Consider the following 12,788-nt stretch of genomic DNA (forward strand, 5'->3'; position numbering starts at 1 on the left):
AGTGATGCGTTCGGGGACTCCCGGTTCGAGTGAACGCGTGGTCAGGCGATGCCGGCCTCGGTCAGGAACGGGCTCGGGGCGCCGTGCCAGGACATGTGCAGGTGGTCGCGGGCCCTGGTGCACACCACGAAGAGCAGGCACCGTTCCGCCATCATGTCGGCCTTGTGCTGGAGTTCGTCCACCTCTTCGGGGGTGATCGCCTTGGGGTTGGGCACCGCTCCGTCGGAGACCCCGACCGCGGCGACGCATCGGAACTCCAGACCCTTGAGCGAGTGCATCGTGCCCACGCGCACCCCGGGGGTGTCCTCGTCGGCTCCACGTAGATCGCGCGCTTGGATCCCGGCCTCCTTCAGGGCGGTCACCACGTCCTTGGCCACCCACCGGACCCGGGTGGCCACCGCCACCGATGATGGTTCCACCCCGGCGTCGATCCACTCGCGTACCCGTTCCACGAGGCCGTCCAGTTCCTGCTCGTGGTCGGCGGCGGCGTAGGTGGTGGGCCTTGGTCCTTGGAGCGCCGAGCGGTACCCGGCCAGGGACTCGGTACCGCCATCGGCCAGGGACTCCACCTTCGCCCCGTCCAACAACGGCCGGGACCAAGTGAGGATCTGCTGGGTGCTGCGGTAGTTGCGGCGCAGCCGCTGGGAACGGCCCACCACGTTGATGCCGAGGGTCTTCAGGGAGACCTTCGCGTCGTAGATGCGTTGGTGGGGGTCGCCGGCGATGAACAGGTCGTCGGGCGCGGGCGCTACGGCCGCGCGCAGGAACCGCCACTGGGCGGGGTGCAGGTCTTGGGCCTCATCGACCACCACGTGTCGGAAGCGGGGGCCTTGTTTCTCCAGAACCCGAGCGGCCAGGTCGCAACCACGAAGGTGGGTCTGCATCCCGTCAGAGTCCAAACCGGTGGTGAAGGCGGTCATCGCCTTCCACACCCGTTCCCGTTGGGCACCGGCGAGACGGCTTCCCCTTCCGCTACGGGTGGCGTCCTGGTATTCCTCCAGGGTGTCCAGACGCTGGGCGAGGACGACGTGCCGGTATTCCTGTTGGAGGAACTCGGCGTTCCACTCCAGACCTTGGTCCTGGACGATCGTGCGCCAGCGGTCGAGCTCTTGCACGTCGCTGATGAACCGCGGGGCGCGCCCACCATTCTCCTCGGTCAGGACCTTGCTGGCCTGGGAGTTGACGGTGGTGATGTCGAGCCGCTCCATGTGGGCCGCATCGTCCACGAGTCGGCGGATGCCCATGCCCAAAGCGTCGGCGAGGGCGTTGGTGAAGGTGGTGAGCAGGATGCGTTCGTCGGGGCGTAGGTAGGTGAGCAGGTGTTTGACCCGGTGCATGGCCACCACGGTCTTTCCGGTACCGGGGCCCCCGGTCACCTGGTAACTACCGGGATAGCTGGCCTTGTAGGCGACCTTGCGCTGCGCCGGGTGCAGGAAGATCCGCCAGGCCGCGAAGGGCTGGGAAAGGATCTCCTCCAATTCGTCCAACCCCGAGACCAGACGCACACGGGTGGGGGTGTTGCGGATGGCGGTGTCCATGTCACCGCTGACCGCACCGGAGGGGCGGTGGGCGACGATGTCGCGCCAGACCTCCTCCACGGAGAACTCGGCGGCCAGGTACTGGAGCACCTCCGCCTGGTCCTCGGGCAGGAACGGAACGATGTCGACGAGGGCGTCGGCGTCCACGACGGTGCGGGCCGCGCGCAACACCTTCTCGCTCAGACCCAAGGTGGTCAGCTCGCCGTCGGAGATCCCGGCGAACAGACGCTGTTCGGGTGCGGTCGGGGCGGCTCGCTCCTCCAGGTCGGGGGTGAGGCGATCCAGCCCTTCGTCGTCCCAGATCTCCACCGCACCGGTGAGCCGGTTGACGCCCGCATCCTGTTTGTTGGCCCAGTCGTAGGCGGGGTCGTGGTTCATGACCTTGAGCAGGACGTAGCTGTCGCCGCTCGGGGGCGCCAGGACCACGCCCCGGTAGAAGTTGTCCACCTTGAAGGTGAAGATGTCGCGGTTGCGGCGCGCTTGGGGTGGTTTGAAGTTCAGGCCCTTATCGGCCTTCAGTTCGGCGGGGGTGAGCAGACCGAACTTCTCCATGGCGAGTCGGACGTTCTTGCGCGCCGACGGCGGAAGCTCGTCGTACTCACCGCTCTCGAAGAACTGCTGGCCCAGGAAGAGCTGCGGCATGGGGGGGGAGGTCTCCTTCTGGCTGGTACGACTCGGGGCGCTGCGGCGGCCGGGCTCAGCCGGGGGTCTGTCCCAGCCGGTCCAGGAGTTCGGCGACCTGGAGGGTTTCGGGGGCGCCCGGGCCGTAGGCCGCGCGCAGGTCAGAGTACAGCGCGCGCAGTTCAAAGGAGGCCTGTTCGGTCTCACCCGAACGAAGGCGCCACATTGCCATCTGCCTACGCAGGTCCAAGGCGTCCTCGGAGCGTTCGCCAAAGACCGATCGGTATCGGTCCAGAACGTGCTCGGCCTCCCTCAGGGCCTGGGTGTTCCGTCCCAGTTGCGCCATGCAGTACACGGCCTGTTCGCGGCAGATGAGGGCGCGTTCGTCCTGTAGGCCCGCCTGGCGTTCGAGGATGTCGGCCAGGTCGGTGAACTCCGGTAGGGCCAGGCGCGCGTCCCCGTTGATGGCCAACGCGTTGGCCCGCAGTAGGCGCAACTCCACCACCTGGGCGGATTCGGCGCCCAATGCGTCGGCGGCCGGGTCGATCACGTCGTCCAGGACACCGATGGCCTGGGCGAAGCGTCCTTCGGCGATGAGGGCCTGGGCGTGCTGGTCCGCTTCGGTCAGTTCTCCGGGAGCCAGCCCCGGAGCGGGTACCAGATCGAGGGTGTCCTCCGCCGGGGTGGGCGGCAACGGCTTGGTGGGGGCGGCCACGACCGCCTTGGGACGGGGCGGGATCGGGCGCCGATAGGGACGAGTGGGGTCGGGCAGGGCACCGGGGGGAAGGGGACGATCCGGGGCGAGTGGCTCGGGCCGAGGAAGGTGGGGGACAAGACGTTCGTAGACGTCCTGCGCGGTGGCGGGGCGGTCCTCGGGGTCCTTGGCGAGCAGGTCCAGGGTGAGCTCTTCGAGGTCCGAGGGCAGTCCTTCCAGGTGTGTGGAGGGGGGGAGGGGGACCTCTCCCACGTGTGCGACCTGGAGTTGGAAGGACGTGTAGTCGTCGGGGAAGACGGACCGACCGGTGAGCATCTGGTACAGGACGCAGCCCAGGGAGTACAGGTCGCTGGCGGGGGTGGCGGCCAGGCCCCGTACCTGTTCGGGGGGCATGTAGGCGTAGGTTCCCAGGGGGCTGCCGGTCTGGGTGAGGCGGGTGACGTCGGTGCGCAGCACGGCGGCGATCCCGAAGTCCAGGACCTTCACGGTGCCGTCGTCGGCCACCATGATGTTTCCGGGTTTGAGGTCACGGTGCACGACGGGGACCGCGTGCGCTTCGGACAGGACCGCGCAGACCTGGGCGGCCACAGCCGTCGCGGTGGCCACCGGCAGGGGTGCGGCCTCATTGATGGTGTCGGAGAGCGACACCCCTCGTACCAGCTGCATCACCAGGTACAGCGAGCCCTTGTCCTTGTCCACGGCGGCGTCGTAGACGGCGGGCACCCCGGGGTTCTCCATCCGAGCGGTGACGCGCGCCTCGCGTTTGAAGCGGTCGGCGTACTCGTCGTAGCGCGTGGGATCGGCGACCGCGTCGGGGCGGATCACCTTGACCGCGACCGGGCGGTCGAGCACGGTGTCGTAACCGCGCCACACCTGCCCCATGCCACCGGTGCTGATGACGCCGACGAGTTCGTACCGGTCGGCGATCCGCTCGGGTGTGGTGTGCACCGGGCTCCCATCCGCCTCGGGCGCGGCCCACCGCCCAACCGGCCCGGCCACGCGGCTGCTGTGTCCTCGAAGGGCGATCCTACGGGGGTTGTGGATCAGGGCTCGCGGCCGAAGGTCCTCAACCGGACAGTGGGCACCGGCTCCGATCCACAGGTACAAGACATCACCGACCCACCGCTCACCCTTGGTCGTGATCCGATGCCATAATGTCGCGATGTCCTCCACTTCCACACCTTTGCCCCCTGATTCCCCCAACACTCCAGGTAGGCCTCGTCTGCGTAGTGGCTACGTCGCGAGTCTGATCTGCGCCGTCGTCACGCTGGTGGTCTTCGGAATCCTTCTCGCCCTGGGCCCCTGGGTACGTCATCCCGCTCCCGACTTCATCAGCGAGGTGGGCCGCGACCTGGAGGTTCGGCTGGATGTCGAGGAAGGGGATCTCGGGGAAATCGGAGTCTATGGGCTGAAGTTCAACGGCTACTGCATGGTCACCACTCCTTCCGGCGTTCATGGAGAAACCGAGCTGCACGCCGCGAGCGGCTACTACTTCGGGGCCGAGGAATGGAACCTGGTCCAAACCCTGGAGCTCACCGAGACCGGCACCCATGACATCGTCTGCGAAAACCCGGACACTGATTTCGGCATCGCTTCCAAGGACCTCTACGAGAACGCTCCGACGAGACAGCTCCTGTGGGGGCTCACCCGGATCAGCCTGCCCGTCTTGGGACTCGTCACCACGGTGACCATCGTCGTGGTCACTTGGGTGCGTGACAGGCGGGGGAAGGCCGTCATCAGGCGGAGTCACTGACTCCTACGTCAGCTACCGGGGCCCGTCATCGCACGGGCCCATCCGCGTCCACGGGTGCGCTGCACGAGCGTCCAGGAATAATCCGGATACCCCTACCCTGACCTGGAATTATTTAATCCTCGCTACCGGCGAGGACAAGTTCTGGCGCCAGGATCATCCTGTGGAGTCTGCTCCGGGGTGAGGCGGCGGGGCCGGGCGGCGAGGGCGCCCGGCCCGCTGTGTGGGTCAGGACAGGAACGGGACCAGGTGGTGGGCGAGTGCTCCGATAGCGGTGGCCAGGATGTAGCCGAGCACCTGCCGGCCCACGTACGAGCTGCGACGACGGGGTTTGCGATGGCTGTGCGGACGCCGAGGTCGGCGCGGCGATGGCGGACGCGCCGGCCGGGGCGGAGGCGGGCCATCATCCGGAGCCGGGCGGGGACTCGGAATCATCGGCCGTGGCCGGTGTCGCGGAGCGGGTGAGGGTTTCCACGGATCTTCAGGACGTTCGAGTTCAGGAACTTCGTGGGCGTGGCGCTCGTCTTCGGTCACTCGGGTGGAGTACAGGGGTGCCCAGAGTGGGAGGACCCCATGGGGATTGTCGGCCATTTGGACGAGTAGACGCCGTTCCAGGGCGTGCCGGCGGGCACGCGGGGTCTCCATGTTCGGGGACGAGGCCCCGGGGCGGGAGAAGCGCTGTCCCCGAGGCGCGTCCAGCACGGCGCGCAGTTCACCCGTGACAGGTCCGGGGCTCATACCAGGGCTCCGAAGGGGGCGCGGGGGCCGGTGAAGGCGAACTCGGCCCACAGGAAGGTGCCCAGACCCTCGCAGAAGGGGAAGTCCAGGACCTTGCGGCTGCCCCAGCGTTGGGAGAGGTGTTCGACCATGAGCAGGCCCCGGCCTCGTTCGGCCTCCTCCCATTCGGTGAGGGTGCGATCGGTGGGGATGACCGGTTCGGTCAGCGGGTCGTTCGGGGCGAGGCTGGTGCGGTGGCCGTCGTCGATGACGCCCAGGCGCAGGGTGGTGGCGGTGGGCATGGTCAGGGTGCGGACGACGTTGCCGTCGGGTTCACCGGATCGGCTGTGATCGATGGCGTTGGCGAAGATTTCGCTGGCGCACAGGACGATGTCGGCGGCCGTGTCGGAGTGCAGGCCGACCAGGCCCGCCAGGTCGCAGTGCAGGTCACGGCGCATGATGGCCAGGTGTGCCAGGTCGCCCGGGTAGAGCAGGCAGGGCCAGCGGCGACCCGGGAAACCCAGGGTGGGCACGGGCTTGGGGGCGGGGTGCACGTGCACGGGCGGGAACGGCTGAGGCACAATGGACATGTCGGTCAGACTCCTTCGTTCTTTGAAGCGGGATGGTTGGAACTTCGATCGGCCTGCTCTGGGGGTGTTGGCGCACCCGCCAGAGCTTTTTCATGCCGGGGTGTGGATGGTTCGGTGCTCGGTCAGTGGTCGGTGAGGGCTTGGCGGGGACTGGGGGTGAGCCGCGCGGCGAGTTCCGCGATGCGGTGCAGGGAGTCCTCGGCCGGTAGGGCGACCCCTTGGAGGGTGGCGAACAGGTCGGTGTGAGCCTTGACGGTGGCCGATTCGCGGTGGAAGTGGCCGGTACCGCAGGGGTGCGGGGTGTAGACCAAAGTGCGGGCCGGGGAGTAGCACAGCGTCCAGAAGGCGCCACGCAGCCCGGGGTGGGGACCGGTGGTGGCGGGGACGCGGTCCTGCTGGGCCAAATGGTGCAGGTGCAGGAGCTGGGCCCGCAGGACTTCGGCCGGTGCGAGGTACCGGGTCAGGGCGATTTCGTCGACCACCAGGCAGTGGGGCGTGGTGGCGGTGGTGGGGTGCAGCCGGCCAGTCTCCTCGACAGGGGCGTTGGTGGAGAGCGGAAGGTTCATCGGGGCTTCGAGCCGGTGCAACGCGGCGGCGTAGGAGTCGGTGAGGTAGGGGTCCGGGAGAACGAGGGGCGCATAGGCCCGGACCTGGAAGGCCTCGCTCAGAGCGTCGGTGATGGTGGGCGGCCGGTCGGAGTGGAAGAGGGCCGCCAGGTGCGCCGAGGCCCAAGAGTTCCAGAGCTCACCGCCGGCGTTCAGCGCCCGATCGAGGTCCCGGGCGATGCGGAGGCCGGGGTCGCAGCCGCCTGATTCGAGCTCCTGGAGGAGTTCGGGTGTGGTCAGCACCAGGTCGGCGACGAGGGGAAGGGAGAGCCCGCGTTCCTTCCGTGTCGACCACACCCCTCCCCCATAGCTCTCCCATCCCGCTCCCTCCAGCTGCACACCTATCCCAAACTCACCAACCACAGACGACCTCCTCGGCAACGTCCGACCCTCTGCTTACCGAGGGTCGGGGGATGGTTACAGTAGACACCGAGAAACACGCAGATGCAATCCGCATCCACAAATCCCTTGGAGGAATTTTGCCGAGCCGAAGAGCCAGTGCAGTATGGAAGACATGACAATGAGCCCCACCGTCGCCCAATGGCAACTTGCGACCGATTTGCGCAAGTTGCGTGGAGGTAGGAAGCTTTCCGAAGTGGCTCGCGCCATCAAGGTGAACGTCTCCACCGTTTCGCGTTGGGAGACACCCGGGGTCGAAGGGGCCATCCCAGGGCCTGGCAGCCTGGAACGTCTCTTGGAGTACTACGAGCTTGACTTCGAGGCCATCAAGCGCTTCCTACACGTGCGCAAGGAAGCGCGTTCCTCGGGCTGGTGGCAGTCCAGCGGCATCGCGGACCATTACGGCACCTACATCGGCCTTGAAAACGAGGCACGACGCATCCGGACCTACGAACCCGTACTCATCCCCGGTTTGATGCAGACCGAAGCTTACGTTCGCGCTCTCTTCAAGGGCACAATGCCCAGTGCGGCACCTGAAGTTGTGGATGCCGCTGTAGAGGTTCGCCTTACCAGGCAAGCCACCTGGCAGGAACGAGGCGCGCATCTGTGGGCGATCATCAGCGAAGCAGCCATCCGAACAACCGTCGGAGGTTCTAAGGTGATGGCCGAACAGATTCGGCAACTCACTCAACTCGCCGAGCAGCGAAACGTCACCCTCCAGATACTCCCCTTCGAGGCAGGAGCGCACGCTGCACTGGTGACCGGCGAATTCACCCTGCTCACCTTGGATGAGTTGTCGGTGCTCGTGACTATCAACGACAACACAAGTCTCTTCTGGGACGATCAAGACGCTTTGGCGCAGCACACCAACGTGTTCGAACGACTACTCGCAGATGCTTGGCGTCCTGCACAGAGCCTCGAATACTTGGAACAAGCCGCCCAAGCCTTGGAGAAGGAGTAGTTATGCGGCCGTACGCAGCAAACTGGCGCAAGTCCAGCTATAGCGGAACGTCGACGAACTGTGTCGAAGTGGCCGACATAGGTAATGGGGCCGCCGTACGAGACACCAAGCATCGTGACCTTGGCATGCTCATCTTCCCCTCAGCCGAGTGGCAGGCGCTTCTCAGCGCCACCCAGAATGGGCTCCCTGAGGAGGCTTGATGACAGGTTGGTTCAAGTCCAGCTACTCACAGAGTGAGGCTGCCTGCGCAGAGGTCGCCCACAACCCTTGGCGCAAGTCCAGCTACAGTGCCGAGCGGGGTGAGTGCGTGGAGGTGGCCGAAGGTCCGACTACCGGCATCCGCGATACACAGAACCGCAAGCACGGCGCACTGTTCTTCGCGGCGGACGAGTGGCAGGCCTTCCTCGGTATCGCCAAGGGCGCCTGACACACTGACCGTTCTTCCTCTCGACGATCTTGTACCTGTGGCGAACAGAATGAGACCACGAACTGTTCGGCCCTGCCTGCTTTGAGTCAGCGAGGCGGGGCCGAACAGTTCGCAGGCCAAGTACTGCGGCTCAAGCGGCGCTGAGGCCGTTGCGTTGGCGCAGTAGCCGGTAGGCCGCCCGGCTCATCGCCCGGTTGATGGAGCTCTGGAAGTCCTGCTCACCGATATAACGCTCGGTGAACTCCACCCCGCTCTCGTATCGGTCCATCACGGCGTTCTTCATCGCCGGGTCGAACTTGTGCCGGAACGCGCCCTCGTCGTTGTTTACGGCGGCCATCTCGACGTCGGGGTCGTCCATGACCGTCTGGAGGCGCTCCTCCATCATGAGCTTGTCGGCTTCACTGAGGTCTTGGCCGAAGTGCTCGTTGAAGATCTCGATGATCTCCGACAGCAGTTCCTTCTTCGGGTCGTAAGCGCTGCCGGCCCCGTCCGAGAACCCGGGCAGCTCCTGGTCTTCATCAGAACTGAGCTTCAGGTCACTCTCGCCCTTACGGAACAGCTTCAGGTGGCTCAGGTCCACCTCACCGATGTCCACTCCCCCATCCTTGCGTGCGGGCAGCACCCGCAGCAGGAACCGGCCGTACAGGTACAGGCGCTCCAGATCCGTGTCCGGGTAGCGCATGATCTGGGAGAGGAAGGCGTACTTGGTGACGTAGTCGTTCAGGTCGGCGCGGAAACGGTCGGCGTCGGTGCGCTCGTCCTCTTCCTCACTCTCCAGCAAGGCAGCGAACCGCTCGACGGCCAGGGCCGTGAACCTGTTGAGCTCGGGATGGTTCTTCAGGTTATCGGCGCCGGGCTGGACGTCCAGCTTGTGGAAGGCTTCGGCGAACCCTTGCATCTCGTCCCGGACCAGCACGTTGAACTCGTGCATGACCCGATGGGAGATGGTGTGCAGGATGTCCGGATCTGCCTCGGCGGTCACGGCCTGCTCGTAGTAGGGCAGGAAGGCGTCCCGGATGTCCTCGGCGTCGTTGACGAAGTCCAACACCCGCAGGTCGCTCTGGGACTTGAGGGGGTGGGTCCGGTTCAGCCGGGACAGGGTCTGCACCGCCGCAACGCCCTTGAGGGACTTCTCCACGAACATGGTGGTCAGCAGCGGCTGGTCGAATCCGGTCTGGTACTTGTCGGCGACGATGAGAAGCCGGTATTCCTTGCCGTTGCGCTTCACGGCCGTGGGGTCGTCCGCCAGGGTCGCGGCGAAGCGTTGGGGCAGCTCACTCTCGGCGAACCCGTTGATGCTGTGCTCGCTGACCTCTTCACCCGCCCGGTTCTTGAGCGAACCGGAGACCGCGAGGAGGGCACCCGGGTCGGGTGCTCCGCTGTCCTTCAGGTAGCTACCGATCGCTTCGTACAGCCACAGGGCCGCCTGCCGGGAACGGGTGACCACCATGGCCTTGGCCCGCCCACCCATCTGCTTGCGGGTGACGGCGTTGAAGTTCTCCACGATGGTCTCTGCGTGCTGGGCGAGCGTGGAGTCGTGCAACAGCGCGAACCTGGCCAGCTGCGACTTGGCCTTGGCCGCGTCGACCTCACGGTCCTCGGTGTTGGCGTTCAGCAGGCGGTACTGGGTGCCGTAGGTGATGTAACTGCGCATCGGGTCGAGGATGAAGCCCTCTTCGATGGCCTGGCGCATCGAGTAGGTGTGGAATGGCTCGTAGAGACCGGTGGCCTCGTTACGCACCCCGAACAGGTTGAGGGTCTTGTGCTTGGGGGTGGCGGTGAAGGCGAAGTAGGACAGGTTGGCGCTGCGACCCCGGTAGGCGGCCGATTCGCGTAGCGCGTCCTCGGTGGACCTGGGGGTGTCCTCGCCGTTGGTCTCGTCGCTGTCGTCGTCGGCGTCCAGGCCCAGGTCACGCAGGGCCTTCTTCACGTCCTTGGCCGCTTCACCACTCTGGGAGGAGTGCGCCTCGTCGACCACGATCGCGAACCGGCCGCCTCGGATCTCGGTGGGTTCGCGCTTGAGGTACTCCAGCAGGGCGGGGAAGGTCTGGAGGGTGACGACGATGATGCGCTTGGTGGAGGTGGACAGTGCCTCGGCGAGCTGGGCGGACTTGGAACCACCCTTGCCGCTGATCCGCCCGACCAGTCCTTCGACCTGAGAGAAGTCACCGACGGTGTCCTGAAGCTGCTTGTCCAGGACCGAGCGGTCGGTGATGATGACGGTCTTGTCGAAGACGGGGGTGTTGGGCTGAAGGCCCTTGGCGACGGCGGCCGGGTCCAAGAGGGAGACGTCGGCGGGGGTGTGCAGGGAGGAGAGCCGGTGCGCGAGCCAGGCGATGGTGTTGGACTTGCCCGAGCCGGCCGAGTGCTGGATGAGGTAGTTGTTCCCGGCGCCGTGGAGTGCGGCGTGGTCGACCATGCGGCGCACGGCGTGCCACTGGTGGAAGCGAGGGAAGATGACGGTGTCGCGTCGGCGGCCCTTGTCGTCCTTGCCGCGCTTGACGTGGATGAAGCGTTCTAGCAGGTCGAGCCAGTTGTCGACGTCCCAGACCGTCTCCCACAGGTAGGCGGTGCGGTATCCGCTCTGGTCGGCGGTGGGGAGTGGGTTGCCGGCGCCGCCGGTATTCCCTGGGCCTTCGGAACCGGTGTTGAAGGGCAGGAAGCGGGTGTCCTTGCCGGCGAGCTTGGTTGTGAGAAAGACCAGGTCGGGGTCGACGGCGAAGTGCACGAGAGCGCGCTTGTGGAAGAGCGGTTCGCGCGGGTCCCGGTCACGGACGTACTGACGTTTGGCGTCGTTGACGTTCTGCCCGGTCAGGGGGTTCTTCAGTTCAGCGGTGGCGACGGGGAGGCCGTTGACGAACAACCCCAAGTCCAACGCCTTGTTCTGGCTGTCGTCTCGGGTGGCGTAACGCAGCTGCCGAGTGACGCTGATCCGGTTGGCGTCGTATTCGGCGAGGGCGTTCTCGGCGATGGTGTGCGAGGGCTTGAAGTAGGCGAGAGCGAACTTCAGTCCTTCGACGGTGATGCCCTTACGAAGGACATGGAGGGTGCCCTCGGTGTTGATCCGCTTGGCGAGCGTCTTGGCGAAGGTGGCCTGGGCCTGATCCTGAGAGCTGCCGCAACGGCTGATGAGTTCATCGAAGACCTCGGCCTGGGTCGCACCGATGAAGATGAAGAGCTGAGCGGTGTCCAGTGCCAATTCGGGGCTGTAGGAACTGTTGTCGCCCTGGATCCAACCACGGTCCAGCATCGAGGCCACGATGTGGCTTTCGAAGGTGTTCTCGTCATACACGGGGCTCATGACACGTCAGCTCCTCGCGCGGTAGTGACATCGATCTGACCAGTGACAGCAGCGGTGATCAGCGCACGCTTTCGCTCTTCCAGAAGGTCGATCTGACGCACCAAGGCGGAGCGAAGGCGACCAATCTCTGCAAGTGAGCCGTTCACCTCGACAGCAGCCTTGTGCTGCTCTGCCAAGGAAACAAGAGGAATAGGAAAAGACTTGACCTTGCTGCTACTTGTTGAAGCCAGATTGGTGCTCTTAACACCGGTTGCTTCAAAATAGCAACGCCCATGCAGGGAGCGCGTGAGCAGTGCTAGATATTCAGCATCAAGTCGCTCAGGATCCGGTCGCAGGGCGAACACATGGTTCTGGTGCAGCGCTCCAGGGAGTTCACCACTCCAGACTGTTCCACGCCCGAGTTTGTCGATATCCCCACCCTCGGTCATCAACACATCTCCAGGCTGAAGCGCCGAGCGATCCGCTACCGCTTTGGGAACCGTGATCTCAGTAACAGAACCGAGCTCCAACCGATCAGCCTTGACATTCGCTACTCGGAGATAAGGCCGTGTCACATCAGTCTCGGATCTCCCACGCGATGCGTCGACAGTAACGCCACCTTGAACATGACAAAGGTAACCAAGGCGAACCAGAATTGGGGATTCCTCAGCGCGAGGCAACCACGGCCAGGGAAATTCTCCGGATGCACGTCCGATACTTCCAGGAAATAGGCGTTCAGAGATGAAGCTCGCCTCACGCTCCTCAAATATTCTCATCTGAGATCTCCGAGCAGCCATAATACTTCCGATCCGACCAACCTCAGCATCGAGGAAGTCAGCAATGCGCCACTGCTCTTCGACTTCCGGGAAGTGCACCCAAAGATCTTTAACCTGTGACTCACTAACATAAGGTAGCGGACCAGACCCAGAAAGCTCCCCCATGTCGATGGTCGTCATGGCATACATTAAGAATGCAGCATCCCCAATCCGAGGAACCACAGACATCAAGTTATTATCCATTGCAGCTTCACGCAGAAGAACCCTCCTCTGATTCTTCAGGAGGGCCGCCCCAACTTTCGGAAATACTACGGACCCAACAGGAGAAACTCGGCCACCCAATTCGGAAAGCGTCGACCTGTTAACCCAATTGTTCGCCTCGCGCACGCCTTGGGAATTCTCAGCCAAT

At 64.9% G+C, this 12,788-nt stretch carries 10 protein-coding genes; 4 read left to right on the forward strand and 6 right to left on the reverse strand.

All coding sequences use genetic code 11. The annotated features are described in order from the left end of the window. Nucleotides 1–41: 41 nt before the first annotated feature. Complete coding sequence (locus tag ACWGKS_RS24140; protein ID WP_358507905.1) at nt 42–2,180, reverse strand: UvrD-helicase domain-containing protein; 2,139 nt, start codon at nt 2,178–2,180, stop codon at nt 42–44. 55 nt (nt 2,181–2,235) lie between these two features. Then, a complete protein-coding gene (locus ACWGKS_RS24145; RefSeq protein WP_358507907.1) occupies nt 2,236–3,822 on the reverse strand; it encodes a serine/threonine-protein kinase in 1,587 nt (528 codons plus the stop codon). Between the two features lie 214 nt (nt 3,823–4,036). Here ACWGKS_RS24145 and ACWGKS_RS24150 point away from each other — a divergent pair, with 214 nt between their 5' ends. Further along, nucleotides 4,037–4,627, forward strand: a complete 591-nt coding sequence (locus ACWGKS_RS24150; protein WP_358507909.1) for a hypothetical protein — start codon at nt 4,037–4,039, stop codon at nt 4,625–4,627. 731 nt (nt 4,628–5,358) lie between these two features. On the opposite strand, the gene ACWGKS_RS24155 is transcribed toward ACWGKS_RS24150, so the two are convergent. Both ACWGKS_RS24155 and ACWGKS_RS24160 read right to left on the reverse strand, forming a co-directional pair. Then, nucleotides 5,359–5,931 (reverse strand): ATP-binding protein, encoded by a 573-nt coding sequence (locus ACWGKS_RS24155; protein WP_358507911.1) that lies wholly within the window; start codon nt 5,929–5,931, stop codon nt 5,359–5,361. Nucleotides 5,932–6,053: 122 nt separating this feature from the next. Continuing rightward, nucleotides 6,054–6,833 carry a DUF5753 domain-containing protein gene (locus tag ACWGKS_RS24160; protein ID WP_358507917.1) on the reverse strand — a complete coding sequence of 260 codons (780 nt, stop codon included), beginning with the start codon at nt 6,831–6,833 and terminating at the stop codon, nt 6,054–6,056. 208 nt (nt 6,834–7,041) lie between these two features. Between ACWGKS_RS24160 and ACWGKS_RS24165 the strand changes: the two genes are divergently transcribed. Genes ACWGKS_RS24165 through ACWGKS_RS24175 form a run of 3 tightly spaced genes read left to right on the forward strand, consistent with a single transcriptional unit; the run spans nt 7,042 to nt 8,323 of the window. Next, a complete protein-coding gene (locus tag ACWGKS_RS24165) occupies nt 7,042–7,896 on the forward strand; it encodes a helix-turn-helix domain-containing protein (protein WP_452524140.1) in 855 nt (284 codons plus the stop codon). Between the two features lie 2 nt (nt 7,897–7,898). Then, nucleotides 7,899–8,096, forward strand: a complete 198-nt coding sequence (locus ACWGKS_RS24170) for a DUF397 domain-containing protein (RefSeq protein WP_358507923.1) — start codon at nt 7,899–7,901, stop codon at nt 8,094–8,096. Then, nucleotides 8,096–8,323 (forward strand): DUF397 domain-containing protein, encoded by a 228-nt coding sequence (locus ACWGKS_RS24175; RefSeq protein WP_358507925.1) that lies wholly within the window; start codon nt 8,096–8,098, stop codon nt 8,321–8,323. Before ACWGKS_RS24170 ends, ACWGKS_RS24175 begins: the two co-directional genes overlap by 1 nt. A gap of 130 nt (nt 8,324–8,453) precedes the next feature. On the opposite strand, the gene ACWGKS_RS24180 is transcribed toward ACWGKS_RS24175, so the two are convergent. Then, complete coding sequence (locus ACWGKS_RS24180) at nt 8,454–11,624, reverse strand: type I restriction endonuclease subunit R (protein WP_358507927.1); 3,171 nt, start codon at nt 11,622–11,624, stop codon at nt 8,454–8,456. Then, the gene (locus ACWGKS_RS24185) at nt 11,621–12,559 is read right to left on the reverse strand and encodes a restriction endonuclease subunit S (RefSeq protein WP_358507929.1); all 939 of its coding nucleotides are present in this window, start codon (nt 12,557–12,559) and stop codon (nt 11,621–11,623) included. The genes ACWGKS_RS24180 and ACWGKS_RS24185 overlap by 4 nt, the downstream gene beginning before the upstream one ends. Nucleotides 12,560–12,788: the final 229 nt, after the last annotated feature.

The organism is Nocardiopsis sp. NPDC055879, assembly GCF_053615935.1.

Bases quoted from the DNA above. Each gene is read 5' to 3' on its own strand.
- ACWGKS_RS24140 (WP_358507905.1), bottom strand. From the start codon at position 2,180: ATGCCGCAGCTCTTCCTGGGCCAGCAGTTCTTCGAGAGCGGTGAGTAC.
- ACWGKS_RS24150 (WP_358507909.1), top strand. From the start codon at position 4,037: ATGTCCTCCACTTCCACACCTTTGCCCCCTGATTCCCCCAACACTCCA.
- ACWGKS_RS24155 (WP_358507911.1), bottom strand. From the start codon at position 5,931: ATGTCCATTGTGCCTCAGCCGTTCCCGCCCGTGCACGTGCACCCCGCC.
- ACWGKS_RS24165 (WP_452524140.1), top strand. From the start codon at position 7,042: ATGGAAGACATGACAATGAGCCCCACCGTCGCCCAATGGCAACTTGCG.
- ACWGKS_RS24170 (WP_358507923.1), top strand. From the start codon at position 7,899: ATGCGGCCGTACGCAGCAAACTGGCGCAAGTCCAGCTATAGCGGAACG.
- ACWGKS_RS24175 (WP_358507925.1), top strand. From the start codon at position 8,096: ATGACAGGTTGGTTCAAGTCCAGCTACTCACAGAGTGAGGCTGCCTGC.
- ACWGKS_RS24180 (WP_358507927.1), bottom strand. From the start codon at position 11,624: ATGAGCCCCGTGTATGACGAGAACACCTTCGAAAGCCACATCGTGGCC.
- ACWGKS_RS24185 (WP_358507929.1), bottom strand. From the start codon at position 12,559: ATGACGACCATCGACATGGGGGAGCTTTCTGGGTCTGGTCCGCTACCT.